We start from the raw sequence: 25,921 nt of genomic DNA, 5'->3' as shown, positions 1-25,921 counted from the left end.
CCCGGGTCGCTTCTTCTGAGAAGCTGATGCGGTGACAGACCCGCATTCCGACGTCCGTCTCGTCGCGTTCGATCTCGACGACACGCTCGCGCCGTCGAAGTCTCCGGTCGACCCACGGATGGCGAATCTGCTCGTGCGCCTGCTCGAGGTCGTCGAGGTCTGCGTCATCTCGGGGGGGCAGTTCGGTCAGTTCCAGAGCCAGCTCATCGACAACCTCCCGGTCGATCATCCCGAGGCGCTGGGGCGCCTGCATCTGATGCCGACCTGCGGCACGCAGTACTTCTTGTTCCGGGACGGTGGCTGGCAGCAGCAGTACGCCGAGAACCTCACCGACGAACAGAAGGATGCCGCGCTCGCCGCCGTCGAGTCGGAGGCAAAGCGTCTCGGCTACTGGGAGGCCGACACCTGGGGACCGATTCTCGAGGATCGCGGCTCTCAGATCACTTTCTCTGCCCTCGGGCAGGCCGCACCGGTTGACGCGAAGAAGGCCTGGGACCCCACCGGCGAAAAGAAGAACGCGCTCCGCGCCGCGGTGCAGCGCCACCTTTCCGACCTCGAGGTGCGCTCCGGGGGCTCGACGAGCATCGACATCACGCGTCGCGGCATCGACAAGGCGTACGGGATGACGAGGCTGGCCGAGCTGACCGGCATCCCGTTGAACGAGATGCTGTTCGTCGGCGACCGCCTCGACCCTGACGGCAACGACTACCCGGTCAAGGTGCTCGGGGTGCCGTGCATCGCCGTCGAGGGTTGGCACGACACCGCGGTCGTCGTCGAGAGGTTCCTGGCCGCCCGCTGACGTTCCACTCCGCGTTTTCCATCGCACCGCGCACACTGCGGCGGCGCAATCCGCGGAACGAGACGGAAGACGTGGAATTCGGGGACAACCGGCACCCAGGGGCGCTCGGAAGCTCTCGAACGCTCAGCAGCTCTTGAACACGTAGTCCGCGTGATCGGGCGTTGTGAGGTCGAGGTCACGCAGGATGGCGCTGCCGACCGCTGTGCAGGCAGCCGCGAGGTGCGACGCCGAGTATTCGATGTCGAACACCAGAGCGCCGTAAGTATCCGTGTAGTCAGCGCACTCGTCGTAGCGCGCGCACTCTTCGGTCACCGCGAAGTCGAAGCCGACGGCATCCCGGAATTGCTGCGACGAGCCAGCCCCGTTCTTCTGGGCGATCGCCAGGTTGAGGTCGTGCGCCGCTGTGGCGTATGCGGTCGCGAGCGCGATGTTGTTCTCGAGCGTCAGGGCACCGTTTGACCGCGAGTAGGAGTCGAGGTTGTCGATTTCGACGGCGTCGTAGTCGGCGGAGGCACACGCGGCGATGCGCGCGGTCAGCAGGTCGGCGATCTGGCTGCGCTTCTGCGGCGACGAGGTGTCGAGCAGGTACTCGTCGGGCCAGTCGGGGTCGACGATCGGTTCGCCCGCCTCGTCGTGCAGCAGAAGGTCGGGATGCGGGGAGAGCCACAGCGCGGCCTCGCCCGGCTGGGTCTGGAACCCGTTGATGTAACAGATGTTGTAGGAGCCCGACGCGGGCTCGACGGTGCTGTCTCGCGCGACGACGACGACCCCGGCTGGCGGGTCGTAGGGGCCGCCGAGCTGGTAGTCGAACCCGACGCCGGCGGGCGGCAGCCGGATGCCGTTCTGGGGGTCGGCTGTCGGTGCAGATGTCGTCGCGCAGCCACCCAGGGCGAGCGCCAGGATCGCAGCGATCGTCAGAGGTCGAATCAGTGGTGTCACTCGTCCATTGTGACGTCGGTGATCTGGGCATCCGGCCTGTTCGCCCGCATCCGATTACCCACGAGCGGTCAAGGCTGACCGAACGCCGGAGCGGCGTGGTCGATGACGTACTTCTGGATGTCGCCACCCCGGAACTCGACGTTGACTTCCGGGGCATCGGAGACCGCGCGCCACGCGTCGAGCGCCTCCTCGCTTGCCCACCGTTCGAACAGATTCACCCGGTCGGGCCGGAGCGCATCGGCGGAGATGGCCAGGTCCAAGCAGCCGTCGGCCTGCCGTCCTCTAGCGATCAGGTCATTGTGGGCCGCGAGGTAGTCGGCACGCTGGCTCGGATCCAGCTCGAGGTGCCCGGCGATGATCAGCATTGGTGTCCATCCTTATCGATGCTAAGTGCTTCGTAACCTATCCTTAGCAGCGCTAAGGTGTCAACCGTGTCGCCCATCCCGAATCCGCCCCTCACCCGGGCGAGCATCGAGTCCGCAGCGCTCGACCTTCTTGACGAGGTCGGACTTGACGCCCTCAGCACCCGTCGCCTCGCCGACGCTCTCGGGGTGCAGTCGCCCGCGATCTATTGGCACTTCCGAAACAAGGCCGAGCTGCTCGAAGGCATGGCGGAACGCATCTATCTCGCCGGTGGCACGGGCGCCCCGCTCCCCGACGAACCCTGGCGCGCGTGGATCACCCGCCGTGCCCGGGAGTACCGGAAGGCGCTCACTTCGCGACGCGACGGCGCGCGCGTCGCGGCCGAGGTCAACGCAGGCAGTCCCGCCTTGTTCCGATTGTTTGACGACGAAATCACGGCCATGGTCGGCTTCGGGTTCACCCCCGGGCTCGCGATGCACACGATTTCGGTGATCACGCACTTCATCTCGGGTTTCGTGCTCAAGGAGCAGTCGGCCTCAGGTCAGACACCGCCGGCCGCCGCGCTCGAACCGTCGGCCATCCTTGAGGCCGCGTTCGAGCAGGGCGGCGGACCTGTCGACCCCGAGGTCTTCGAACACGGCATCCGGATGATCATCGCGGGTGTCGCGGTGGAATTGGCCGAGCTCCGACTGCGCCCATCCGTGGCATGAGCCGATTCGCCCGCGCCGCTAAACTTCGAGTCGGGCTGTTCGCCCTCATCCGATTCTCGGGAGCACCACCGTGAGCCTCATCGTGCAGAAGTACGGTGGCTCGAGCGTCGCCGACGCCGAGAGCATCAAACGCGTGGCGAAGCGCATCGTCGAGACCCGCAAGGCGGGCAACGACGTCGTCGTCGCGGTAAGCGCCATGGGAGACACGACCGACGAACTGCTCGACCTCGCCCACGAGGTGACGCCGCAACCGGATCCCCGCGAACTCGACATGTTGCTCACCACGGGCGAGCGCATCTCGATGGCGTTGCTCGCGATGGCGATCAAAAGCATGGGCTACGACGCCCGGTCGTACACGGGCAGCCAGGCGGGCATGATCACGGATGATCGCCACGGGTCGGCTCGGATCGTCGACGTCACGCCCGGGCGGGTTCGCGAGGCGCTGGATGCCGGAGCGATCGCGATCGTCGCCGGCTTCCAGGGCTTCAACCGCGACAGCAAAGACATCACCACCCTCGGGCGCGGCGGCTCAGACACCACAGCGGTGGCGCTCGCCGCAGCCCTCGGCGCCGACGTGTGCGAGATCTATACCGACGTGGATGGCGTGTTCACGGCCGATCCACGGATGGTGCCGATGGCACACAAGATCGACACGATTACCAGCGAAGAGATGCTCGAACTCGCGGCGGCCGGAGCGAAGGTGCTCTACATCCGCGCGGTGGAATATGCCCGCCGGCACGGAGTCACGCTGCACGTGCGATCCTCGTTCAACAACAACGAAGGCACCTGGGTTACCCCGGGGCCGCAGGAAGGGGAGTCGGTGGAAGAGCCGATCATCACCGGTGTCGCCGGCGACCTCAATGAGGCGAAGGTCACCGTCGTCGGTGTTCCCGACGTTCCCGGCAAGGCCGCCGAGATCTTCACGATCGTCGCCAAGACGGGCGCGAACATCGACATGATCGTGCAGAACGTCTCTGCCGCATCCACCGGGTTGACGGATATCTCGTTTACCCTCCCCAAGTCAGACGGCGAGAAGGTCGTCACGATTCTCACCAACGAGAAGGATGCGGTCGGCTTCCAGTCGCTTCAGTACGACGACCAGATCGGCAAGCTCGCGGTCGTCGGTGCCGGCATGCGTACCAGCGCCGGAGTTTCTGCCCAGTTGTTCACCGCGCTGTCCGAAGCCGGCATCAACATCGAGATGATTTCGACGTCCGAGATTCGCATCTCGGTCGTCACCCGCGCCGACATGTTGCAGCACGCGATGCAGGTCGTTCACGCCGCCTTCGGTCTGGATGCCGACGAGGTCGCCGTCGTCCACGGAGGAACTGGGCGTTAAGCAGCCCGGTCCCGGACGCCGTCTCGGCGTTCGGGGGCGTTAGCAGCCGAGTCGCCGGCGGCGGCGCACGACGCTGTCGCCGTAAGCTTCTCTGTCATGAGTAGCAATGGCATCCGCTTGGGCGTCGTCGGCGCCACCGGTCAGGTCGGCGCCGTCGTGCGTCGCCTTCTCGAAGAGCGCGACTTCCCCATCGCAGAGATTCGCTTTTTCGCGTCGAGCCGCAGTGCGGGCACGACCCTGCCGTTCCGCGGTCAGCAGATCACCGTCGAGGATGCCGAGACGGCCGACCCGAGCGGACTCGATGTCGCGATCTTCTCAGCCGGCGCGACCATGTCGAAGGTGCAGGCGCCGCGCTTCGCGGAAGCCGGAGTCCTGGTCATCGACAACTCCAGCGCCTGGCGGATGGACCCCGAGGTTCCGCTCGTCGTGAGCGAGGTCAACCCTCACGCGATCGACGAGGCACGCAAGGGAATCATCGCCAACCCGAACTGCACCACGATGGCCGCGATGCCGGTGCTCAAGGTTCTCGACGCCGAGGCGGGGCTGACGCGCCTCATCGTCAGCACCTACCAGGCCGTGTCGGGAGCTGGTCTCGCGGGCGGCGAAGAGCTGCTCGAACAGGCGAGCGCGGCGGTCGGTCAGGATGCCATCGGCCTGGTGCAAGACGGTCGCGCCGTGACGATGCCGGCACCACACAAGTTCAGCAAGAACATCGCCTTCAACGTGCTGCCGCTCGCCGGTTCGATCGTCGAGGATGGCCTGAACGAAACCGACGAAGAGAAGAAGCTGCGCAACGAGAGCCGCAAGATTCTTGAGTTGCCCGGCCTTTTGGTCAGCGGAACCTGCGTGCGCGTGCCGGTATTTACCGGGCACTCGCTGAGCATCAACGCCGAGTTTGCGCGCCCCATCACGCCGGAGCGCGCGTATGAGCTGCTCGCCGACGCCCCCGGAGTGCAGCTCATGGAGGTACCCACCCCCCTCGATGCAGCCGGAGTCGATCCGAGTCTGGTCGGGCGAATCCGGCAGGACGAAGGCGCCCCCGAGGGCCGCGGACTCGCGCTGTTCATCTCGAACGACAACCTGCGTAAGGGTGCGGCACTGAACGCCGTGCAGATCGCCGAGCTCGTGGCGGCCCGCATCCCGGCGTAGTCGCCCCAATCCGATCCGGCCGACCGCTCCGAATGCCCTCCATGTGGGTCGCGCGCGTTGCCATCTTTGCGCTCGTGGGTGCGCTCGCGACCGGATGTTCTGCTCACAACGCAGGGCACGGCGTGCCCGATCCCGATGCGCCGGTGGTCGCCTTCTATGGCGATTCCTACACGCTCGGGACGGGTGCGTCTGATCCGTCGAAGCGCTGGTCGACCGTCATCTGCGCTGAGCGCGGCTGGACCGAGGTCAACCCGAGCGTCAACGGCCTCGGCTTCGTGAATCACCGCAATTCCGATGGGCCTCTGCCCGGGCAGATCGTGGCAGGAGACCCCGATCTGCCGGGGCAGGTGATCGCGGCTGAGCCCGACATCGTCTTCGTAACGATGGGACTCAACGACAACTTCTCGTATGACGCGTTCGGCACTGCCATCCGCGACCAAATCGTCACCGACTTGACGCGGCTGAAGGATGCGCTGCCCCACGCGCGGTTCATCGTCGTCGAGCCGTTCTGGTACACCGACGAGCGCCCCGACTCTGTTGCAGTCATCATCGGCTGGGTTCACGATGCGGCCGACGCGATCGGTGCCGACTGGATTCCGGATGCTTCGCACTGGATCGAAGGACATCCCGAATGGATGGCCTCCGACGGGCTGCACCCGAACGACGCGGGCTACGCCGCGATGGCGACCCGGATGGACGACGCCCTGACCCAGGTCGGCCTCCCGGCAAATCACTAGACTGAACGGGTGACTGAACCCATCGACGTCGCCCTTATTGGCGGCGGGGTCATGAGCGCAACCCTCGGAACACTGCTCTCGCAACTCGAACCCACCTGGAAGATCGCGATCTTCGAACGCCTCGGCGGCGTTGCGCGCGAGAGTTCTTCTCCGTGGAATAACGCCGGCACCGGCCACTCGGCCCTGTGCGAGCTCAACTACACGCCCGAACGTGCGGACGGCACGATCGACATCACGAATGCGGTGAAGGTCAACGAGCAGTTCCAGGTCTCTCGGCAGTTCTGGTCGTACCTCGTCAACCGTGGCGTGCTGCCCGAACCCGACAACTTCATCAACCCCGTTCCGCACATGAGTTTCGTCTGGGGTGACGACAACGTCGCCTACCTGAAGAAGCGGTACGAGGCGCTCAAAGACCATCCGTTGTTCGAGGGCCTCGAGTTCTCCCAAGATGCGGCGGTGATCCGCTCCTGGGCGCCTCTGCTGATTCCCGGGCGTCGCAAGGACCAGCGCATCGCGGCCACGCGCATCGCGGCTGGGACGGATGTCGACTTCGGCTCACTCACCACTGTCTTGACCGACGGACTGGTCGCCGGGGGAGCCGACCTGAACCTCAATCATCGGGTGACCGCTCTCAAGCGTTCGCGCAAGACCGGGCTGTGGACCATCCGCGGCCGCAACGATGTCGGCTCGACTCCGTTCGAAGCCACCGCCCGCTTCGTGTTTGTCGGCGCCGGCGGCTACGCGCTCAACCTGCTGCAGAAGTCGGGTATCCCTGAGATCCGCGGCTACGGCGGCTTCCCGATCAGCGGAGAATTCCTGCGCACCGATGACCCGGCAATTGTCGCGAAGCATCAGGCGAAGGTTTACGGCAAAGCCGCCGTCGGGTCACCGCCGATGTCGGTACCGCACCTCGACACCCGCGTCGTTGACGGGCAGAAGAGTCTGCTCTTTGGCCCCTATGCCGGCTTCTCGCCGAAGTTTCTCAAGACCGGCTCGTGGTGGGACATCTTCGCCTCGATCCGCCCGCACAACATCGTCACGATCATTGGGGCCGGTCTCACCAACCTCTCGCTGGTCTGGTACCTCGTGACCGAGCTGCTGGCGAGCCGCACCAAGCGGTTCAGGCTGCTGCAAGAGTTCGCCCCGAGCGCGGAGATTCAGGACTGGTACCTGATCACGGCTGGCCAGCGCGTGCAGATCATGAAGCGTGACGATCACGGCAAGCCGATCATCCAGTTCGGCACCGAGGCTGTTGTGGGTGCCGACGGGACGATCGCCGGACTGCTCGGCGCCTCGCCCGGAGCATCGACGGCCGTGCCGATCATGCTCGAACTGATCGCGAAATGCTTTCCGCAGAAGATGGATGACTGGCGCCCGGCTCTCGACGAGATGATCCCGTCGTACGGTGCCAACCTTGCGGGCGACTCGGCAACCGCGAAGTCAACGATTTCTCGCACGGCGAAGGCGCTCGGCATCTCGGCTTAGCAGTTGACTGACATTCGAACATGTGTTCGAATGTCGACATGCGGTGGAGTGGGCAAGAGGTGCAGGCGGAGGCGTCGAATGCGCTGCCCGGTCTCGGCACCCTGAGCGGTCTCATTCGGTCGGTCACGACTCCCGAGTTCGCCGGCATGACCTTTCACGAGGTGATCGCGAAGTCGGCTCTCAACAGGGTTCCCGGCCCCGCGTCTGCCCTGCCGTTCGCGTGGACGATCAACCCCTACCGAGGCTGCAGTCACGCCTGCCTGTTTTGTTTCGCGCGGCAGACTCACACCTATCTCGACCTCGACGCGGGCAAAGACTTCGACTCCGAGATCGTGGTAAAGGTGAACGTTGCCGAGGTTCTCGCTCGGGAGCTGGCGCGCCCGAGCTGGAATCGGGATGCCGTGGCCCTCGGCACGAACACCGACCCGTACCAGCGGGCCGAGGGTCGCTACCGCTTGATGCCCGGCATCATCGCTGCGCTGGCCGCCGCTGACACGCCGTTCAGCATCCTCACCAAAGGCACTCTGCTGCGGCGCGACCTCACGCTGCTTCAGGTCGCCTCGAAGCGAGTGTCGGTGCACGTCGCGATGACGATCGACGTTTTCGATCCCGAGCTCCGTCACCAGGTCGAGCCGGGCGCACCGACGACCGAGGCCCGGCTGGCGACGGTGCGGGCGGTCCGTGACGCAGGCCTGCCGTGCTCGGTCTTTGTGATGCCGGTGTTGCCGCACCTGACCGACACGATTGCCCACCTCGACCGGGCCTTCGCGGCGATCGCCGCGGCCGGAGCGACGGACGTCGCCTACTCCGCGCTGCATCTGAAGCCCGGGTCGCGTGAGTGGTTCCTCGCCTGGTTGGGGCGCGCGCATCCCGAACTGGTTGAGAAGTATCGGGTGCTGTACCCCGGCGGTCGGGTGTACGCGCCAGCCGAGTACCGCAGCTGGCTGGCCGCCCGAGTGCGTCCCCTGTTGCGCGCGTACGGGCTCGACCGTAAGCCCGCACTGACCGATGCCGCGCATCCGCACGAGATTCCCGCGGTCGCCGCCGCCGGGCTGCAACCGACACTTTTCTGAACTCCGTGCCGTGACCGGGGTACAGACGTAGGGTTAGCTGGTGAGCATGCTGGGGGGTCCCGTCTCGACAATCCCGGGCGCATCGGGTGCTCTTGCAGCCCCCCGCACGAGCCCCGTGCGGCTCGCCATCTTGGACGACCACGAGGTGTTGCTCGACAGCATGAATAGCTGGGTGGCCGCGAACGCGCCCGATTTCACCGTCGTCGTGATGGCGCCAACCTGGCTACAACTCGTGCACAGCCCCGCGTTTCCGACCGAGCTGGTGTTCATCGACTTTCAGTTGAAAGAACCAGTCTCGATCGAGGCTCGAGTTCGCACGTGCCGTGCGGCCGGAGCGAAGGTCATCGTGCTCTCGAGTGTCGACACCTCAGAAGCACGGGAACGTGCCCTGGCCGCGGGAGCCGCAGCCTTTCTCGCAAAGTCCCTCTCCATGGAGAGCGTCATGGATGCGGCGCGGCGCGTGATGGGCATGCCGGCGGGATCAGCCGACCGCCCTCTGCGGCCCGTTTCTGTTGCCGAGGCTGCGGTATCCCGACCCAAACTCAGCCCCGGCGAAGCCGACGCGTTGCGCCTGTACACCGCCGGAATGAGTACGGTCGAAGTCGCCGAGAAGATGAACGTGCAATACGAGACCGCCAAAACCTACCTGCGACGGGTGCGCGAGAAGTACGCCCGAGTCAACCGTCCCGCGAGCAAGAAAGCGGATCTGATCCGCCGCGCCGCCGAAGACGGGTATCTCGAATAATGTGCTCCTAACGACATGGCAAAACTATATTTCCGCTACGGCGCGATGAACTCCGGCAAGAGCACGGCGCTCCTGCAAGCCGCCTACAACTACGAGGAGCGCGGCCAGCACGTGCTGCTCGCCAAGCCCGCCGTCGACTCGAAAGGCGAGGCGTCGATTGTCTCGCGGCTGGGCGTGCAACGTTCGGTGGATTTCACTGTCGCCCCGGATGAAGACGTGCTCGCGGCATTCATGGCACGTCGCGAGTCGGTGATTCGCGATACGGGACGCGACGTCGCGTGCCTCCTGATCGACGAAGCGCAGTTCTTCAGTGAGACCCAGGTCGACGACCTGTTCCGAATCGCCATCGACGAGGACGTGCCGGTGCTGGCTTACGGCATCCGCACCGACTTCCAGACCGTGGCCTTCCCGGGCAGTAGGCGACTGCTCGAGGTCGCCCATTCGCTCGAAGAACTCAAGACGATTTGTCGGTGCGGGCGCAAAGCGATTTTCAACGCCCGCACGATCGACGGTGTCTTCGTTTTCGACGGCGACCAGGTCGCGATCGATGCCAGCTCGGGCCGGCAGGGGCACGTCGGCTACGAGTCGCTGTGTGGTTCCTGCTACCTGGAGGAAAGCGGCGGAGTGCTCAACCGGGGACGCCGACCCAAGTATGACTTCAGCGCCAAGTCCGCGCCGGACGCCGACTTCACCTAACGGGCTGCACTACCTGAGGACCAGTACCTGAAGATCAGTGCGTACCTGAAGATCAGTGCGCGCGTTCGTAAGCGTCGCGGACCTCGGCCGAAATGCGACCACGGTCGCCGACGGTAAAGCCGTGCGACTGCGCCCAACTGCGGATCGCGGCGAGTTCGCCGCTCGCGTTGCGTGAGGGGCGGCGAACGCCTGACGTGGTGCGACCGGCAGTTGCGCGCCCGGCGGCGATGAACGGCGCCATGGCGCGGCGGAACTTGTCGGCGTTGTCCGACGACAGGTCGATCTCGTACGAGCGCCCCTCGAGGGAAAACCTGATGGTCGTGCCGCCGTGCTCGAGGACAGTGCCGTCGAGGTCATCGACCAGTTGTGTGATCTGCTTTTTCATTGATATTCCCCGTCTTTGGATTCCCCGACCTTGAGCCATTTTAGAGTCACAATGCTGAGAGGCAAAAACATTTTCCCCAAGTCGGGCTAACCGGTCGCGGAATCGCGGTTTGCGATTCCGCTGAGTTCGTGGGTACGCCCACCGAAGCGCCGACACAGCGCTTCGCGCTGCGTCGGAACGCGGCGGCGGGGCCTGGTTGATACACACGAGCAATGTAAAATGGCCGCCCAGGGCGGCCCTTTTACATTGCGTCGGGGTAACAGGATTTGAACCTGCGGCCTCGTCGTCCCGAACGACGCGCGCTACCAAACTGCGCCATACCCCGCTGTTCGCTGCCGTGAAATCGCGCGGCAGAACAACTTGTCAAGGATAGCCGACAGGAACCAGAGTGAGCACCACGGCTTCGGGCGGGCAGGCCACGCGAACGGGCGCGAAGATCGATGTACCCAGTCCCGCGGACACGTTGAGCAGCGCAGAATGACGGGCCGCCCGCCACACCGACAGACCCTGCGCTTGACTCCGTGGAATGTCGCAATTGGTCACCAGCGCAGATAGTCCGGGAAGACGAACCTGCCCGCCGTGCGTGTGGCCGGCGAGGATGAGGTCGGCCCCCTGAGTGGCGAAAGCGTCGAGCACCCGGCGGTACGGGGCATGGGTCACTCCGAGCCGCACGACGCTCTCGCCGTCCGCATCCACGCTCTCGCGCATCGCTTCGATCGCGCCGGGGAGCGCGTCCAATCGGTCCCAGCCGCGATGTGCGTCGGCGGTGCCGAACAGTTCGAGCAGATGCCCACGGGTCGCGAGAGCGCGAGCCGTGTGGGTCAGGTTGAGCCAGCCCAGATCGTTGACGAGAAACCGGTCGAGAGCTCCGGTGTCGAGTCGCTCCGCATGACCCGGGCGTTTCGATGGCCCGGTGAAGTACCGTAGCGGGTTCTTGAAAACCGGGCCGAAGTAGTCGTTCGATCCGTGAACGAAGACGCCCGGGATCCCGGCGAACGGCTCGTAGGCTCGCCGGATGCCGACCAGTCCGTCGCGATGGCCCAGGTCGTCACCGGTGTCGACGATCAGGTCGGGTTCGTAGCGCACCAGCGAACGCACGAAGTCTTGTTTCGATCGCTGCCACGGCGCCATGTGTAGGTCGCTGAGCTGGAGGATCGTCAGCGGCCGGGAACCGGGCCGCAAAATCGGCAACATCTCGTGCCGAACCGTGAATGCAGTTCGTTCGACCAGAACGCCCCAGGCGAGGACGCCCACGCCGACCGCGGCTGCCGCTCCGAAGGCGGTGGCCGCGGATCGGCCGGGGGTCACGGTGTACAGATGACCGGTTGGTACCACTTGATCGTTACCGTCGTGGTCGCCGGATTGCGGAAGGTACCTGCAGCGGGATCTTGAGACACCACCTGGCCTGGTGGCGGAGCCGGATTGCCGCCAAGGTCGGCATCACTGATGCAGATCTGCGTCACCGTGTAGTGGGCTGCTTCCAGGTTGGTCTTCGCCGCCGCGTGTTGCATCCCCACGACATTGGGCACCGGCACCGCGAGATGGTTGCTGGTGTAGACGCGAATCGTCGTGCCCCTCGGCACCGAGCTTCCGACCGCCGGGTCGGTCGACGCGACGACTCCGAGCGGAAGGTCGGAGTCGACCGTGCCGCCGTCTTCGTAGACGAGTTCGGAGACGGTCTCGATCGATTCCTTCGCGGCTTCGGGCGTCAACCCGACGACGTTGGGCACCTCGATGGGGTTGCCGATGAGCAGCGCCGGATCGGGGGCTGGGAAGGCGCCACCGGGATAGATTTTGTCGATCTCGATAGCAATCGGCTTGAAGATTCGGTGCCGCAACGTGCCCGCCTGCTGCCCGAGGACCTTGATATTGCGCAGTGCCTGGTTGCCGGTGATGTTTCCGACCCAGACCGCGGTGGCAACGCGGGTCGACGAACCCACCATCCAGGTGTGAACGGACTTGTCAGTTGTGCCGGTCTTGCCGATGTAGGGCGTGCCGTCACGAGGGTTCGACACGCTACCGGTGCCGCCGTTCATGACGCCTTCCATGGCGTACGCAGCCGTGTTTGCCACGCTCGGCGACACCATGGCGGACTGGGCGCAGTTGGGGCTCTCGCCAGGGAGTGGATCGCCGGTTTGGACGACGATCACCTGGGCAATCATGATCGGCGCGCAGTAGACGCCGCCGCCAGCGATTGCCGCGAACCCGGCCGCCTGGGTGAGGGGGGCGAGGTTGTTCTCACAACCACCGATGGCGCACGAGGGCCGAGTCGAGAGCTCGTCCGTGCCGTTCGCGTTGTGCACGCCAAGCGACTCCGCGACCTTTCGGATGTCGCACTGGTCGATCTCTTTGGCCATCTGGAGGAAGACCGAGTTGACCGAGCCGGCCGTGCCTCTCGTGACGGTGAACGAGCCCATCTCGTTAGCGTCGTTGTGGAAGGTGTACTTGCCACCCCAGGGCGGACCGATGACCTTGCCGTCGAAGGTCTCGGGAGCGCAGGAATCGCCGTATTCGGCCTGGTTGGTCTCAAGAATCCCGGCGTTGAACGCCTCCCCGAGACCGTGTCCGGCGGCGAGGAATGCCAGCAGGACGTACGGCTTGTAGGTCGATCCCGGCTGGAAACCCTGAGAACCACCGTGTGCGAAATCAACCGCGTAGTTGACGGCGGTGCTCGTGGTCGGCGGGTTAAGGGACTCGTTGAAGTCCTTATTCAGAGCCATCACGAGGATGTTGCCGGTGCCGACCTCGACGGACACCGCCGCGGCACCCAGCGAGAATCGGTCCTCGTCCTTCGGTGCCCATTCGCTGGCGGTACTCACGGCGGCGTCTTGCAACGTCGGGTTGATGGTCAGAACCAGCTTGTACCCGCCTCGGTCCCAGGCCGCAGAGCGCTCAGCAGGGGTGTTTCCGAGGGCAGCTAGCTGCGGCACAACTCGCTTGGCGTAGTCGCAGACAAAGCCGTAACCGGGGTCGGCATTCGTGCAGCCGACTGACGGGGGCGCGGGAACAACGAAGGCGGTATCCACCGGCGTCGCGATGGCTTCGTCGCGCTCGGCCTTGGTGATGCAGCCCGTGTCGCCGGTCGTCCCCCACTGCGCCATCGCCGTGAGAATGACATCCCGGCGTTCCGTGTTGGCCGCGTAGTGCGAGGGGTCGCTGAGGTCGCGGAGGTTCGGGTACTGCACGATCGCAATGAGGCTCGCGGCTTCGGCGATCGTCAAGTCCGCGGCACTCTTCGAGAAGTATTGCTGCGCCGCCGCCTGCACCCCGTAGGTGTTACCACCGAAGCCGGCGATGTTGAGGTAGCCCTGGAGGATCTCGTCTTTCGAGTAGTTCTTCTCAAGACCGATCGCGAGCTTCATCTCCTTGAGCTTGCGGTCGAGCGTCGGGGCCAGCGACTTGGCGATCTCCGCCTTCTTCGCGTCTTCGCTCATCGTGGGGTCGTTGAGAGCCTGCTGTTGCAGGATGTTGCGCACCGTTTGCATGCTCAGAGTGGAAGCGCCCGAGTCGCCGGAATGCGTAACCTGACCGACAGCCGCGCGAATCAGCGAGGGCACGTCGACGCCACCGTGTGAATAGAAGCGGCGGTCTTCTCCGGCGATCGCGGCGCACTGCAGGTACGGGCTGATCTGGTCGAGCGGAATCTCTTCACGGTTCTGCTTATAGATCACCGCGACGTCTCTGAAGTGTTCGGGGTCGGTGAGGTCGGGGTGGGCCGGATCGACAACCGCGATCGTGTTCTGCTGGCTGCCCGAGTCGAGCTTGATGTACTCGGGCAGGCTGTTGAAAATGCCGACAGTGTTATTGGCGGCGACGCCAGAGACGGCAATGGCGGGGGCGACCAAAACGGTGACCAGGAGACCGGCGAGGGCGCTAAAGCCGAGGGTCCCCAAGACGCCGAAGAACAGACTGGTGGCCGTTGATTTCTGCGCAGGCATAGGCTCAGGGTACGCGATGGGTCCCCGCCCGAACCTGAATGGATGCCTGCAATGCGCACCTGGGAGTACGTCACAACACCCCTTCTGATTCACAACACCACGGCGATCCTGAACACCTGGGGAGTGCAGGGCTGGGAACTCGTTCAGATCGTGACCGGACCCGAGGGCGGACTCGTCGCCTACCTCAAGAGGCCCATCGAGGCATCCGAATGAGTGCGATCGCCGCGCGGCTTGCTGAGCTAGGACTCGAGCTACCTGCGGTCGTAAAGGCCCTCGCCGCCTACGTTCCTGCGGTCGTGACCGGCAACCTGGTCTTCACGGCCGGCCAGCTTCCCTTCGTCGATGGCGTGTTGTCGGCGACCGGCAAGGTGGGAGCGACGGTCACCGTCGAGGATGCCGCGAAGCTCGCCCGCCAGTGTGCGTTGAACGCGCTCGCCGCGGCTGCCGAGGCGATTGGTTCGCTCGACCGCGTCACCCGGGTGGTCAAAGCGGTGGTGTTCGTGAACTCGGCACCCGGATTCACCGAACAGGCGAAGGTCGCCAACGGCGGCTCGGAACTTCTGGGTGAGATCTTCGGCGAGGCCGGGCGTCACGCCCGCAGTGCCGTTGGCGTCGCCGAGCTCCCCCTCGACTCGCCGGTCGAGATCGAGCTCATCCTCGAGTTCGCCTGACCTCCTTCAAGCCCGCTGCGACCACTCAGTCTTCGGTTGACGGGGCGGCGGCGTACTTGTCGGCGATCAGCGACATGACGGTGGCATCGGCGAGAGTCGTCGTGTCGCCAATGTCACGGCCTTCGGCAACATCCCGCAGCAGACGGCGCATGATCTTGCCCGACCGCGTCTTCGGCAATTCGGCGACCACGAACAGCTGTCGCGGCCGCGCGATCGCACCGATGCTCGCGGCGACGTGTGCACGCAGTTCGGCGGACGCGTTCTCAAGTTCGGCGTACTCCGCCCGCAGGATGACGAAGGCGACCACCGCTTGACCGGTGGTGTCGTCGTGGGCACCGACCACGGCCGCTTCGGCGACGGCAGGATGCCCGACCAGAGCCGACTCGATCTCAGCCGTCGAGAGCCGGTGGCCCGAGACGTTCATGACGTCGTCGACTCGGCCGAGCAGCCACAGGTCGCCGTCCTGGTCGAACCGCGCCCCGTCGCCCGCGAGGTAATACCCCTGCTCGGCGAATTTCGACCAGTACGTCTCGGCGTAACGATCCATGTCGCCCCAGATGCCGCGCAGCATCGCCGGCCACGGTTCGGTGACAACCAGCAGTCCGCCCTCGTCTTTGCCGACCGGGGTGCCGTCGTCATCCACGATTCCGATCGAGATGCCGGGCATCGCCACCTGCGCAGACCCGGGTTTGAGGGTCGTGATGCCGGGTAGCGCGCTGACCATGATGGCGCCGGTTTCGGTCTGCCACCAGGTGTCGACGATCGGGGTGGTGCCGCCGCCGATGATGTCGCGGTACCAGACCCAAGCCTCGGGATTGATCGGCTCCCCGACGCTGCCGAGGACGCGGAGTGAGGTGAGGTCGAATTTCGCCGGAATCGCGCCGCCCAGTTTCATGAACGACCGGATGGCGGTGGGCGCCGTGTAGAAGATCGAGACCCGATACTTCTCAATCAACTCCCACCAGCGACCGGGATGCGGGGTGTCGGGGGTTCCCTCGTACATGACCGAGGTCGCACCGTTCGCGAGTGGACCGTAAACGACGTAGCTGTGGCCCGTTACCCAGCCGACATCCGCCGTGCACCAGTAGACGTCGGTGTCGGCATGTAGGTCGAACACGTTCTCGTGGGTGAATGCAACCTGGGTCAGGTAGCCGCCGGAGGTGTGCAGAATGCCTTTCGGCTTGCCGGTGGTTCCCGAGGTATACAGGATGAAGAGTGGGTTCTCGGCGTCGAACCCTTCGGCCTCGTGCTCGGCGCTCGCCGCGGCGAGGGCGTCGTGCCACCAGACATCCCGGTCGGTCCATTCGACCTCGTTGTCGCCGCGCTTGACGACCAGCACGTGCTCGACGGGCGAGGTGCCGCTGACGGCGGCGTCGACGGTCGCCTTGAGTGGGAAGACCTTCCCTTTGCGCCAGCCCCCGTCGGCCGTGATGACAACTTTCGCCTGCGCATCATCGATGCGGGCGCGCAGCGAGTCGGCGCTGAATCCACCGAACACCACCGAGTGCACGGCGCCGAGGCGGGCGACAGCCAGCATCGCGACGACCGCTTCCGGGATGCCGGGCAGATAGATCGCGACCCGGTCACCCTGCCCGACTCCGAGGGCGGCGAGCACGTTGGCGGCACGCTTCACGTCGGCCGTCAACTGGGCATAGGTGATCGTGCGGGTGTCGCCGGGTTCACCCTCCCAGTGGAACGCGACTCGGTCGCCGTTGCCGGCGAGCACGTGTCGATCGAGGCAGTTGTAGGCGACGTTCAGCTTTCCGTCGCCGAACCACGACGCGACCGGCGCCTTCGACCAGTCGAGCGTCTGAGTGAACGGCGTGTGCCAGTGCAGCAGGCGGCGAGACTGGTCGGCCCAGAACTGGAGACGGTCAGCCGCTGCTTCGCGGTAGAGGGCCGGGGTCGCGACCGCGTTCGAGGTGAATGCCGCAGTCGGGGGAAAACGGCGATCTTCGTGCATCAGGTTGTCGATGGCGTTCATAACCAGATGCCCTCCGTCGGCCGAGACGGCCCGATCGATACGTGGTGTGCGTTGATCCTAGCCAGCACGTTGTGGCGTCCCCGGAGCGGGGTCATCATACAAGTTGGTGTGACTCTTAAAGGGGGTACCCATGCGCTTGCCCTCTCAGGGCAAGATGTGATCCAACTGGCCGTTGCGGTGTCCTCTTTTTGGAGTACACTCGGGACCATCCGAGCGCAAATCTCGGGTTTGTGGCGCCATCGATTCCCCCCAATCCGGCGTCACTGCGGCGGCGTCTTTTCCCCCCAAAAGGCGCCGCCCCTCTTCGTTTAACCCTCTCTTTCCTTGCTTCGCGCGACGGAGGGGTGCTCGTGGGGGTTCGACAGCGCGGCTGGCGGACCTTCGGGTGGGATCGGGGTACAAAATCTCGGTCCTTCACGGGGTGCGGGTCGGTGCGCTTGCCCCCGTTTCGGTTCAGATTTCTGGTGATGCCCCCCGAAGTGGGGAGGGTGGCGTCATGGCTGGATTCGTTGCGGGCGGTGACGTCGCGCGACGTGGGATCGCCCTGTCGGCGTTCGGTCCATTGGCGGGTGTCGTGGGCGATGAGGGGGTGACGGATGTCTTTCTCAACGGTGACGGAACGGTCTGGGCCGACCGCGGGAGGGGATCGGCGCTCATCGATGGAGTGCACCTCGCCGCGCCCGTCGCGCGGGATCTCGCGGTTCGGTTGGTGGCGTTAGGCGATCGGCACATCGATGAAGCGACGCCAGCGGTCGACGTTCGGCTCGGCGATGGCATCCGGGTTCATGCCGTCCTGCCTCCCGTTTCGCTCGGGGGAGCGCTGCTGTCGATCCGTCTGCCCTCGACCAGGATGCTGAGTCTCGACGATCTCGACGCGGCCGGATTCTTTGGTGCAGTGGCGCTTGAGTGCATCCGGGATCTGGTGGCGCGACGCGCGAACCTCCTAGTGACGGGAGCAGGGGGGAGCGGCAAGACGACTTTTCTCGCAGCACTGCTTGCCGCCGCACCCGCCCACGAACGGATCGTGGTGCTCGAAGATGTGGCCGAACTTCGGATCGCGCATCCACAGGTCGTTTCGCTGGAGGCACGTCAGGCAAACCTGGAGGGGGCCGGCGGCATCGGCCTCGACCGGCTGGTGCGTGAAGCGTTGCGGATGCGCCCCGACCGCCTCGTGGTTGGCGAATGCCGCGGAGCCGAAATCCGTGAACTGCTCGCCGCACTGAATACCGGTCATGACGGCGGCGCCGGCACGTTGCACGCGAATTCCCTCGACGACGTGCCGGCGCGACTGGAAGCGCTCGGAGCCCTCGCGGCGATGACGACGGATGCGGTGGCACGGCAAGCGGTCAGCGCATTAGACGTCGTGCTGCACGTTGAGCGCGCGCCGGAGGGACGACGGCTCGCGGCGGTGGGCGAGTTTGCGATGCGTCGAGGGCGACTCACGATTCGCGCACTCGGGCTGCAGCCACCGGGTGTGACGGGATGAGACCGGCAGCCGCGGTGTTGCGACTCGCGGTGCTGCTCGAGGCGGGACTCGCACCACTCGCCGCCTGGCGGTACCTCGGGGAACAGGACGCGGTCGCGGCGCAAATCGCCCAGGTCGACGGTGCCGATCGGATCGCCGATGCCATCTTTGAGGCGACGCGCGACAATCCCGATGAGGCCGAGTGGGCGTGCGTCGCCGCAGCCTGGCGTGTGGCGTCGGATTCCGGCGCACCTCTCGCGTCGACCCTCGCCCGTCTCGGCGAGGTGCTGACGGCGCTCGACGAGGCACGCCGGGAGGTCGACGTTGCGCTCGCGGGTCCGGTGGCGACAACTCGCGTCGTGCTCGCACTCCCGCCGCTCGGCCTCTTCGGCGGCGCGTTGCTCGGAGTAGACACTCTCGGGGTGCTGTTCACGACGCCGCCCGGGTGGCTCTGCCTCACCGCTGGAGGCGTCCTGCTCGTGATCGCCCGGCGTTGGATGAGGAGGATGGTGGGGCAGGCCAAGCAGAGTGATCCCACCCCCGGCCTCGGCGCGGAACTCGTCGCAATCGCGGTCGGCGGGGGCGGTGCCGCCGATGCCGCGCTCGAGCGAGTGGCCTCGGCACTGGCCGCGGCCGGGTTGCCGCCGGATGCGTCGCCGTCAGCAACTCTGGCCTTCGCCAACCGAGCCGGGGTGCCGGTAGCCACGCTTCTGCGAGCTGAGGCACGCGAAGCGCGACGTGAGTCACACGCAGCGGCGCGCCTGCGCATCGCTCGATTGGGAACACAGTTGCTGCTTCCCCTCGGTGCGTGCGTGCTCCCCGCGTTTGTGGCTCTGGGGGTCGCGCCCCTTCTGCTGGCGATGATCGCATCAACGGTTTCCGGGATGTGACCTCTCCTCCCCACCCGGGGTCCAGTCGTGCACTCCCGAGACCCACGCCGAGCGGCGGTGCCGCGAGTGGGCGGCTCGCAGACTGATCTCGCTCGTGCCCCTAACCCGCTTCGGCGGAGAGACAGAGGTGTGACATGAGCCGACTCACGGCACGTTGGCGCGAGGCGCTCCGGATCCTGAAAGACGATGACCGAGGCGCCGCAACCGCGGAGTACGCAATCGTGATCATGGCCGCAGTGGGGTTCGCTGGCCTCCTGGTCGTCATCCTGCGGTCGGGGGAGGTGCAGGCGATTCTCACCGATCTCGTGCAACGAGCCCTCAACTCCGCCGGATGACGCTGGGCGACGACCGCGGGAGCGTGACCGCCGAGTTTGCGGTCGCCTTCCCCGCGGTGCTCGTGATCGTGGCGCTGCTGTTGGGCGGCATCCAGATTGCGACACTGCAGGTGCGTGCTCAGGATGCCGCGGCCGACGCCGCACGGGGTCTCGCGCGCGGAGACGCTCAGGAGGTTATCGAGACGCGGCTGGCACGCCAGGTTTCGGGAGCCGCACTGTCGACCTGGCTCGACGGCGACCTGCGCTGCGTTCGGGTCGAGGTCGCTCCGATCGGCGCGGCTGCGGTGTTGGGGCTCCGGGCCGCGGCCTCTGCCTGCGCCCTTCGCGACGTCGGGTAGAGGCGCCCGGTGCGGCATCGGCTCGTCGAAAGCGGCGACGAACGCGGCTCGGGTGGCGTGCTGGCCCTCGCCGTGCTTGCTCTCGTGACGGTGCTGGCGCTCGCTGCGATCGGGCTGGGTGTTGCCCTCGCGGCGCGTCAGCGCGCGATCGCAGCCGCCGACTCGGGCGCGCTCGCTGCGGCCGATACGGCCCTCGGCATCCATCCAGGAGCGCCGTGCCTGCAGGCCGCCGCGGTGGTCGAAACCTACGACGCGCGCCTGGCCTCCTGCGACCTCGACGGGGTCATTGCGACGGTGACGGTCTCGGTGACGGTGGCCGGAATCGTCGTCAACGCACGGGCGCGGGCCGGTCCGCCGCGCTGAACTGCTCAGTGGCAGCGCTCGGCTGTTCGCGCTGGACTGTGTGTATGGTGTGCACCGGATAGAAGGAGAACAGTGCCCGAGCCCAAGGTCACCGGCCACAAACTGGTCATCGTCGAGTCGCCTGCCAAGGCGAAGACGATCGCCCAGTACCTCGGCGACGGCTACGAGGTGCTCGCTTCGGTCGGGCACATCCGCGACCTGGTCGAGCCCAAGAACCTCCCGCCGGAGCTCAAGAAGGGGTCACTGGGCAAGTTCTCGATCGACGTTGAAAACGGCTTCGCTCCTTATTACGTGGTGTCGGATGAGAAGAAGCGCACCGTCGCCGACCTCAAGCGGGCGCTCAAGGGCGCCGATGAGCTCTACCTCGCAACTGATGAGGACCGCGAAGGTGAGGCCATCGCCTGGCACCTGCTCGACGAGCTGAAGCCCAAGGTTCCGGTCAAGCGCATGGTGTTCCACGAGATCACCAAAGAGGCGATTCAGCGCGCCCAAGAGAACACTCGCGACATCGACACCGCCCTGGTCGATGCGCAGGAGACCCGCCGCATTCTCGACCGGCTGTACGGCTACGAGATCAGCCCGGTGCTCTGGCGCAAGGTCGGCCCCGGACTGTCTGCCGGCCGGGTGCAGTCCGCCGCGACGCGACTTGTCGTCGATCGCGAGCGCGAACGTCTCGCCTTCCTCTCGGCGTCCTACTGGGACCTGATCGCCGAGCTCGGCGCGGCAGGTCAGAGTTTCGAAGCCCGCCTCGCCCGTCTCGACGGCAAGCGCGTCGCTTCCGGTCGCGACTTCGATGACCGCGGGGCGATCAAGGGTGACGCTGTCGCGCTCGATGAGGCCGGGGCCGAGAAGCTTGCCACCGCGCTTCGGGCCGCGACCGCGACGTTCACGGTCAGCAACCTGGAGACCAAGCCCTACACGCGTCGCCCGGCCGCACCCTTCACGACAAGCACCCTGCAGCAGGAGGCCGCCCGCAAACTGCGGTTCTCGGCCCGCCAGACGATGTCGGTCGCTCAGGGGCTCTACGAAAACGGCCACATCACCTATATGCGAACCGACTCGCCGACGCTCTCGAAGCAGGCGATCGACGCCGCGCGCAGCCAGGCCGCGAAGCTCTACGGCGCCGAGACGGTTCCGGATGCGCCCCGCGTCTACACCGGCAAGAACAAGAACGCGCAAGAGGCCCACGAAGCCATCCGCCCGGCCGGCGATGTCTTCAAGACCCCGTCGGAACTCAGTACCGTCCTGCGCGGCAACGACTTCAAGCTGTACGACCTGATCTGGAAGCGCACCGTCGCCTCGCAGATGGCTGACGCGCGAGGCTCAACGGCATCCGTCACGATCGAAGGCAAGACGGTGGATGCCGGCACGGCCGAGTTCACGGCATCCGGCACCGTCATCACCTTCCGCGGCTTCCTCGCCGCCTATGAAGAAGGTAAAGACGAGGCTCGCGACCCGGAGTCGAAGACCGACGACGACGAGAAGCGCCTGCCGACTCTGACTGTCGGGCAGCAGTTAACGGCGCAGCAGATCGAGGCGAAGGGTCACGAGACCACGCCGCCGCCGCGCTACACCGAGGCGAGCCTGGTGAAGACCCTCGAAGAGCTCGGCATCGGCCGCCCGTCGACCTACGCGAGCATCATCTCGACGATCATCGACCGTGGCTATGTCACTCCGCGCGGGACGGCGCTGGTGCCGAACTGGATCGCGTTCAGCGTCGTGCGGTTGCTCGAAGACCACTTCCGCGACCTCGTGGAGTATGACTTCACCGCCGAGATGGAAGATGACCTCGACAAGATCGCCGACGGTCAGGCCGACCGCGTCGACTGGCTCAACGGCTTCTACTTCGGCAACGCCACGCACAAGGGTCTGCGCACCGTTGTCGACAACCTCGGCGAGATCGACGCTCGCGACATCAACTCCATCCCGATCGCCGGCGGCATCACTCTGCGCATCGGGCGCTACGGTCCGTATCTCGAGGTGCCCGATCCCGAATCCGACACCCCGCGGCGGGTCAACGTGCCGCCGGAGTTGGCACCTGACGAACTGACGGCGGACAAGGCCCGCGAACTGATCGACGCCCCGGTCATCGGCGACCGTCAGCTCGGCGAGAACCCGGCCAACGGCAAAATGGTCGTCGCGAAAGACGGCCGCTACGGCCCGTACGTGACCGAGGTCGACCCCGAGCCGACCGAAGTTCAGCCGCAGGCCGAAGAAGAACCCAAGCCCAAGAAGAAGGTTGCGAAAGCTGCCGCCGTGAAGCCGCGCACGGCATCCCTCTTCAAAGACATGGATCCGGCCACCGTCGACCTCGAGATGGCGCTCAAGCTGCTCGGCCTGCCGCGCATCGTCGGCGTTGACCCCGAGTCGGGCGCCGAGATCACGACGCAGAACGGCCGCTACGGTCCGTACTTGAAGAAGGGCACCGACTCGCGGTCGCTCGAGAGCGAAGCGCAGATCTTCGAGCTCGACCTCGCGAAGGCTCTCGAGATCCTCGCGCAGCCGAAGTACGGGGCCGCGCGCACCTCGAGTGCTCTCAAAGAGTTCGAGGCTGACCCGGTGTCGGGCAAGCCGATTCGCATCCGCGACGGACGATTCGGCGCCTACGTAACCGACAGCATCACCAACGTCACCATCCCGCGCGGCGAAGACATTGAGACGATCGACTTCGATCGAGCCGTCGAAATGCTTGCCGAGAAGCGTGCGAAGGGCCCGGCGCCTAAGCGTGCGCCGGCTCGTAGGGCTCCGGCAAAAAAGCGCTGACACTGCTGCACGCTAAGTTGTGCACATGGGCTGGGATGACCTGACAGGGCAGGCCGAGGCCATCGCTTCGGTGCGCGCCGCCGCAGCGGGCGACGGCATGGTGCACTCCTGGCTGATTACCGGTCCGCCCGGCTCAGGTCGCTCGCTGCTCGCCTACGCGTTCGCTGCCGCGCTGATTGCGCAGCCCGGGCGCGAGCACCAGACCGAGGTGCAGGTCGCCGCGCGCACGCATCCCGACTTGGGAGTGCTGTCGACGGATGCCGTGACGATTCGCATCGAAGACGTGCGAGCGCTCGTCGCCTCCAGTCAGTTCTCGCCGTCGGTCGGCCGCTACCGCGTCATGGTGATTGAGGATGCCGACCGCATGACCGAGCGCACCTCGAACGTGCTGCTCAAGGCCCTCGAAGAACCGCCGCCGCGCACCGTCTGGATTCTTTGCGCCCCGAGTGATGCCGACCTGATCCCGACGATCCGCTCGCGGGTTCGTACCGTGCGGCTGCGGGTGCCTGGGGTCGAAGAGGTCGCCGAACTGATTGCCCGACGCGACGGTGTCTCACTGCCGGACGCGACGCGGGCGGCCCGCGAAGCGCAGTCCCACATCGGGATGGCGCACCGGCTCGCGACCGATGAGGAAGCCCGCAGACGCCGGGCCAGAACCCTGCAACTTGCCCTCGGCATCCACAGCGTCGCGGGGGCGGTGCTCGCGGCGGCAGAACTGCTGGAGGTCGCCGGCGCCGACGCGAAGGCGATCACCGAGGAACGCGACGCCGAGGAGCGCGAGTCAGCACTGCGATCTCTGGGGATCGAGCCCGGCGGTACCGTTCCGCCCGCGCTGCGCAGCACCCTCAAGTCGCTCGAAGAGGATCAGAAGCGACGAGCCACCCGGTCGTTGCGTGACGGGTTGGACCGCATCCTGGTCGACCTGCTCTCGCTGTACCGCGACATCCTGTTGCTGCAGTTGCAGGTTGCCGTCGACCCGGTCAACCTCGCGATCTACTCTCAACTTGAGGTCGCGGCGCGAACCTCGACGCCGGTTCAGACCCTCGCGACTCTCGACGCGATTGCCGAAGCCCGCACCCGCATTGACGGTAATGTCGCTCCGGCGCTCGCTCTCGAAGCCATGCTGGTCAACGCGGTGCGCGACAGCACACCCGCGCCGTAGAACGTCGTAGAAAAGGAACCTCGTGATCCGTCCCGGTCGCCTCGCCGTCGTACTCGCTGTCGGTATCGCCGTCAGCGCTTCGCTGACCGGCTGCATCAGCTGGTTCCAACCGGCAGTCGCTCCGACGACCTCGAGCCCAACCGGGGAAACGGTTGCCGCCGACCTGCAACCGTTCTACAGCCAGGTGTTGACCTGGGCCTCGTGCGGCGGCGGCATGCAGTGTGCAACGGCGAAGGCGCCGATGGACTGGAAGAACCCGGCGACCGCTGAGATCGAGCTGGCGCTGATCCGTCACCCCGCGACCGGCACGCGCATCGGATCGCTGCTGATGAACCCGGGTGGCCCGGGTGGCTCCGGCTACGACTTCGTGCGCGACAGCCTCGACTACGGCGCCGACGCGCGCCTTCAGGCGAGCTACGACGTCGTCGGATTCGACCCTCGCGGGGTTGGCCACTCAACGGCGGTCTCGTGCTACGACGACCCGAAGTTTCTCGATGACTTCAACTACGGCATCATCCCCGGGGTGATCGGCTCCGACGAATGGCTCGCCGCGCTGACGGCATCGGATGCCGACTTCGCCAAGGCGTGCCTCGATCACACCGGTCCGTTGCTTCAGTTCGTCGACACGGTGAGCGCCGCGCGCGACCTCGACCTGTTGCGGGCCGTTCTGGGTGACAAGAAACTCAACTACCTCGGCTATTCGTACGGCACGTTCCTCGGAGCGACCTACGCCGACCTGTACCCGCAGAACACCGGTCGCATGGTGCTTGACGGCGCGCTCGACCCGGCGACGACCGATTTCGACGTCACGAAGACGCAAGCGGTCGGATTCGAGAGCGCCTTCCGCGCCTACCTCACCGACTGCGTCACCAAGCCGAGTTGCCCGTTCACCGGCACCGTGGATGAGGCGATGACCGAGACGGCCGGAATTCTGGCCCGTCTGGCGGCCGACCCCATCCCCGCACCCGACGGCCGGATGCTCGGGTCGAGCACGATGTTCGTCTCGATCATCCTGCCGCTCTACAACAAAGACAACTGGTCCTACCTCGACGACCTCTTCACCGAGGTGCGGCAGAACGAGACGGCAACGGCGTTCTTGCTCGCCGATGCCTACAACGGCCGCAACGCCGACGGTTCGTACTCCGACAACTCGACCGAGGCGTTCATCGCGATCAACTGTCTCGACTACGTCAGCGACTCCTCTCTCGACACGATGCGCACCGAGGCGGCCGAACTCGCGGTGGCGGCTCCGGTCTTTGGGCCGTTGATGTCGTACGGCGGGCCGCTGTGCCAGAACTGGCCGTTCGCGTCGACCCGTGCGCGCGTGGCGATCACGGCTCACGGCTCGTCGGACATTCTCGTCGTCGGCACCACGAACGACCCGGCAACCCCGTACGTCTGGGCGAAGGCACTCTCGGAAGAGCTCGAGAACGGCCACCTCATCACCTACAAGGGCGAGGGTCACACGGCGTACACCTCGGGCGACCCGTGTGTTCAGGGCGCAGTCGATGACTACTTCGTCAATGGAACGGTGCCGGCCTCCGACCCGAACTGCTGAGTCGACCCGCAGGATTGCGGGGTGCAATCTTGCA

At 65.9% G+C, this 25,921-nt stretch carries 25 protein-coding genes and 1 tRNA gene; 19 read left to right on the top strand and 7 right to left on the bottom strand.

Going from position 1 to position 25,921, the window contains the following annotated elements:
- Positions 1-31: 31 nt before the first annotated feature.
- Positions 32-799 carry an HAD-IIB family hydrolase gene (locus ABIR17_RS03060; RefSeq protein ID WP_348002888.1) on the top strand — a complete coding sequence of 256 codons (768 nt, stop codon included), beginning with the start codon at positions 32-34 and terminating at the stop codon, positions 797-799.
- Between the two features lie 123 nt (positions 800-922).
- Here the strand turns inward: ABIR17_RS03060 and ABIR17_RS03055 are convergent, their stop codons facing one another.
- Positions 923-1,738, bottom strand: coding sequence for an endo alpha-1,4 polygalactosaminidase (locus ABIR17_RS03055; RefSeq protein ID WP_348002887.1), 816 nt, complete (start codon positions 1,736-1,738; stop codon positions 923-925).
- 68 nt (positions 1,739-1,806) lie between these two features.
- Positions 1,807-2,103, bottom strand: a complete 297-nt coding sequence (locus tag ABIR17_RS03050; RefSeq protein WP_348002886.1) for an antibiotic biosynthesis monooxygenase — start codon at positions 2,101-2,103, stop codon at positions 1,807-1,809.
- 66 nt (positions 2,104-2,169) lie between these two features.
- Between ABIR17_RS03050 and ABIR17_RS03045 the strand changes: the two genes are divergently transcribed.
- The 8 genes from ABIR17_RS03045 (at position 2,170) to ABIR17_RS03010 (ending at position 10,035) form a co-directional block, all read left to right on the top strand.
- Entirely contained in the window at positions 2,170-2,811 is a 642-nt protein-coding gene (locus tag ABIR17_RS03045) for a TetR/AcrR family transcriptional regulator C-terminal domain-containing protein (protein WP_348002885.1), read from the top strand.
- 70 nt (positions 2,812-2,881) lie between these two features.
- The gene (locus ABIR17_RS03040) at positions 2,882-4,150 is read left to right on the top strand and encodes an aspartate kinase (RefSeq protein WP_348002884.1); all 1,269 of its coding nucleotides are present in this window, start codon (positions 2,882-2,884) and stop codon (positions 4,148-4,150) included.
- A gap of 96 nt (positions 4,151-4,246) precedes the next feature.
- On the top strand, positions 4,247-5,299 hold the full coding sequence (locus tag ABIR17_RS03035) for an aspartate-semialdehyde dehydrogenase (RefSeq protein ID WP_348002883.1): 1,053 nt from the start codon (positions 4,247-4,249) through the stop codon (positions 5,297-5,299).
- Between the two features lie 32 nt (positions 5,300-5,331).
- Positions 5,332-6,036 (top strand): SGNH/GDSL hydrolase family protein, encoded by a 705-nt coding sequence (locus ABIR17_RS03030; protein ID WP_348002882.1) that lies wholly within the window; start codon positions 5,332-5,334, stop codon positions 6,034-6,036.
- Between the two features lie 9 nt (positions 6,037-6,045).
- Positions 6,046-7,521, top strand: a complete 1,476-nt coding sequence (gene mqo / locus ABIR17_RS03025) for a malate dehydrogenase (quinone) (protein ID WP_348002881.1) — start codon at positions 6,046-6,048, stop codon at positions 7,519-7,521.
- A gap of 38 nt (positions 7,522-7,559) precedes the next feature.
- Positions 7,560-8,594, top strand: coding sequence for an Rv2578c family radical SAM protein (locus ABIR17_RS03020; protein ID WP_348002914.1), 1,035 nt, complete (start codon positions 7,560-7,562; stop codon positions 8,592-8,594).
- A gap of 46 nt (positions 8,595-8,640) precedes the next feature.
- Positions 8,641-9,339, top strand: coding sequence for a LuxR C-terminal-related transcriptional regulator (locus ABIR17_RS03015; RefSeq protein WP_348002913.1), 699 nt, complete (start codon positions 8,641-8,643; stop codon positions 9,337-9,339).
- A 15-nt stretch (positions 9,340-9,354) separates the two neighbouring features.
- Positions 9,355-10,035 carry a thymidine kinase gene (locus tag ABIR17_RS03010; RefSeq protein WP_348002880.1) on the top strand — a complete coding sequence of 227 codons (681 nt, stop codon included), beginning with the start codon at positions 9,355-9,357 and terminating at the stop codon, positions 10,033-10,035.
- 52 nt (positions 10,036-10,087) lie between these two features.
- On the opposite strand, the gene ABIR17_RS03005 is transcribed toward ABIR17_RS03010, so the two are convergent.
- From ABIR17_RS03005 to ABIR17_RS02990, 4 genes are all read right to left on the bottom strand, one after another.
- On the bottom strand, positions 10,088-10,420 hold the full coding sequence (locus tag ABIR17_RS03005) for an Lsr2 family protein (protein ID WP_348002879.1): 333 nt from the start codon (positions 10,418-10,420) through the stop codon (positions 10,088-10,090).
- A gap of 251 nt (positions 10,421-10,671) precedes the next feature.
- Positions 10,672-10,745: transfer RNA gene (locus ABIR17_RS03000), tRNA-Pro, on the bottom strand.
- Between the two features lie 38 nt (positions 10,746-10,783).
- Positions 10,784-11,728 (bottom strand): metallophosphoesterase, encoded by a 945-nt coding sequence (locus ABIR17_RS02995; protein WP_348002878.1) that lies wholly within the window; start codon positions 11,726-11,728, stop codon positions 10,784-10,786.
- The gene (locus ABIR17_RS02990) at positions 11,725-14,358 is read right to left on the bottom strand and encodes a transglycosylase domain-containing protein (protein WP_348002877.1); all 2,634 of its coding nucleotides are present in this window, start codon (positions 14,356-14,358) and stop codon (positions 11,725-11,727) included. Before ABIR17_RS02990 ends, ABIR17_RS02995 begins: the two co-directional genes overlap by 4 nt.
- Before the next feature lie 42 nt (positions 14,359-14,400).
- Between ABIR17_RS02990 and ABIR17_RS02985 the strand changes: the two genes are divergently transcribed.
- Entirely contained in the window at positions 14,401-14,571 is a 171-nt protein-coding gene (locus ABIR17_RS02985; RefSeq protein WP_348002917.1) for a hypothetical protein, read from the top strand.
- Entirely contained in the window at positions 14,568-15,029 is a 462-nt protein-coding gene (locus tag ABIR17_RS02980) for a RidA family protein (protein ID WP_348002876.1), read from the top strand. Before ABIR17_RS02985 ends, ABIR17_RS02980 begins: the two co-directional genes overlap by 4 nt.
- 25 nt (positions 15,030-15,054) lie before the next feature.
- On the opposite strand, the gene acs is transcribed toward ABIR17_RS02980, so the two are convergent.
- Positions 15,055-17,013, bottom strand: coding sequence for an acetate--CoA ligase (gene acs / locus ABIR17_RS02975; protein ID WP_348002875.1), 1,959 nt, complete (start codon positions 17,011-17,013; stop codon positions 15,055-15,057).
- 496 nt (positions 17,014-17,509) lie between these two features.
- Between acs and ABIR17_RS02970 the strand changes: the two genes are divergently transcribed.
- The 8 genes from ABIR17_RS02970 to ABIR17_RS02935 all read left to right on the top strand — a co-directional run bounded on the left by ABIR17_RS02970 (position 17,510) and on the right by ABIR17_RS02935 (position 25,887).
- On the top strand, positions 17,510-18,499 hold the full coding sequence (locus ABIR17_RS02970; protein ID WP_348002874.1) for a TadA family conjugal transfer-associated ATPase: 990 nt from the start codon (positions 17,510-17,512) through the stop codon (positions 18,497-18,499).
- The gene (locus tag ABIR17_RS02965; RefSeq protein WP_348002873.1) at positions 18,496-19,368 is read left to right on the top strand and encodes a type II secretion system F family protein; all 873 of its coding nucleotides are present in this window, start codon (positions 18,496-18,498) and stop codon (positions 19,366-19,368) included. The genes ABIR17_RS02970 and ABIR17_RS02965 overlap by 4 nt, the downstream gene beginning before the upstream one ends.
- Positions 19,369-19,502: 134 nt before the next feature.
- Entirely contained in the window at positions 19,503-19,703 is a 201-nt protein-coding gene (locus ABIR17_RS02960; protein ID WP_348002872.1) for a DUF4244 domain-containing protein, read from the top strand.
- Positions 19,700-20,041: a TadE family type IV pilus minor pilin gene (locus tag ABIR17_RS02955; RefSeq protein ID WP_348002871.1), complete on the top strand. Its 342-nt coding sequence runs from the start codon at positions 19,700-19,702 to the stop codon at positions 20,039-20,041. Before ABIR17_RS02960 ends, ABIR17_RS02955 begins: the two co-directional genes overlap by 4 nt.
- Before the next feature lie 9 nt (positions 20,042-20,050).
- Positions 20,051-20,404, top strand: a complete 354-nt coding sequence (locus ABIR17_RS02950; RefSeq protein WP_348002870.1) for an Rv3654c family TadE-like protein — start codon at positions 20,051-20,053, stop codon at positions 20,402-20,404.
- A 72-nt stretch (positions 20,405-20,476) separates the two neighbouring features.
- The gene (gene topA / locus ABIR17_RS02945) at positions 20,477-23,167 is read left to right on the top strand and encodes a type I DNA topoisomerase (protein ID WP_348002869.1); all 2,691 of its coding nucleotides are present in this window, start codon (positions 20,477-20,479) and stop codon (positions 23,165-23,167) included.
- Between the two features lie 25 nt (positions 23,168-23,192).
- On the top strand, positions 23,193-24,329 hold the full coding sequence (locus tag ABIR17_RS02940; protein WP_348002868.1) for a DNA polymerase III subunit delta': 1,137 nt from the start codon (positions 23,193-23,195) through the stop codon (positions 24,327-24,329).
- Positions 24,330-24,351: 22 nt separating this feature from the next.
- On the top strand, positions 24,352-25,887 hold the full coding sequence (locus ABIR17_RS02935; RefSeq protein ID WP_348002867.1) for an alpha/beta hydrolase: 1,536 nt from the start codon (positions 24,352-24,354) through the stop codon (positions 25,885-25,887).
- Positions 25,888-25,921: the final 34 nt, after the last annotated feature.

Origin of the sequence: Pseudolysinimonas sp. (assembly GCF_039912695.1) — a bacterium.
GTDB lineage: Bacteria > Actinomycetota > Actinomycetes > Actinomycetales > Microbacteriaceae > Pseudolysinimonas_A.
The sequence above is the reverse complement of the archived record's forward strand: the minus strand, read 5'-3'. Positions and strand labels throughout refer to the sequence as shown.

Coding starts and splice junctions, on each gene's coding strand:
- ABIR17_RS03050 (WP_348002886.1), bottom strand. CDS start 2,103: ATGCTGATCATCGCCGGGCACCTCGAGCTGGATCCGAGCCAGCGTGCC.
- ABIR17_RS03035 (WP_348002883.1), top strand. CDS start 4,247: ATGAGTAGCAATGGCATCCGCTTGGGCGTCGTCGGCGCCACCGGTCAG.
- ABIR17_RS03030 (WP_348002882.1), top strand. CDS start 5,332: ATGCCCTCCATGTGGGTCGCGCGCGTTGCCATCTTTGCGCTCGTGGGT.
- ABIR17_RS03020 (WP_348002914.1), top strand. CDS start 7,560: ATGCGGTGGAGTGGGCAAGAGGTGCAGGCGGAGGCGTCGAATGCGCTG.
- ABIR17_RS03015 (WP_348002913.1), top strand. CDS start 8,641: ATGCTGGGGGGTCCCGTCTCGACAATCCCGGGCGCATCGGGTGCTCTT.
- ABIR17_RS03010 (WP_348002880.1), top strand. CDS start 9,355: ATGGCAAAACTATATTTCCGCTACGGCGCGATGAACTCCGGCAAGAGC.
- ABIR17_RS03005 (WP_348002879.1), bottom strand. CDS start 10,420: ATGAAAAAGCAGATCACACAACTGGTCGATGACCTCGACGGCACTGTC.
- ABIR17_RS02990 (WP_348002877.1), bottom strand. CDS start 14,358: ATGCCTGCGCAGAAATCAACGGCCACCAGTCTGTTCTTCGGCGTCTTG.
- ABIR17_RS02985 (WP_348002917.1), top strand. CDS start 14,401: ATGCCTGCAATGCGCACCTGGGAGTACGTCACAACACCCCTTCTGATT.
- ABIR17_RS02980 (WP_348002876.1), top strand. CDS start 14,568: ATGAGTGCGATCGCCGCGCGGCTTGCTGAGCTAGGACTCGAGCTACCT.
- acs (WP_348002875.1), bottom strand. CDS start 17,013: ATGAACGCCATCGACAACCTGATGCACGAAGATCGCCGTTTTCCCCCG.
- ABIR17_RS02970 (WP_348002874.1), top strand. CDS start 17,510: ATGGCTGGATTCGTTGCGGGCGGTGACGTCGCGCGACGTGGGATCGCC.
- ABIR17_RS02965 (WP_348002873.1), top strand. CDS start 18,496: ATGAGACCGGCAGCCGCGGTGTTGCGACTCGCGGTGCTGCTCGAGGCG.
- ABIR17_RS02960 (WP_348002872.1), top strand. CDS start 19,503: ATGAGCCGACTCACGGCACGTTGGCGCGAGGCGCTCCGGATCCTGAAA.
- ABIR17_RS02955 (WP_348002871.1), top strand. CDS start 19,700: ATGACGCTGGGCGACGACCGCGGGAGCGTGACCGCCGAGTTTGCGGTC.
- ABIR17_RS02940 (WP_348002868.1), top strand. CDS start 23,193: ATGGGCTGGGATGACCTGACAGGGCAGGCCGAGGCCATCGCTTCGGTG.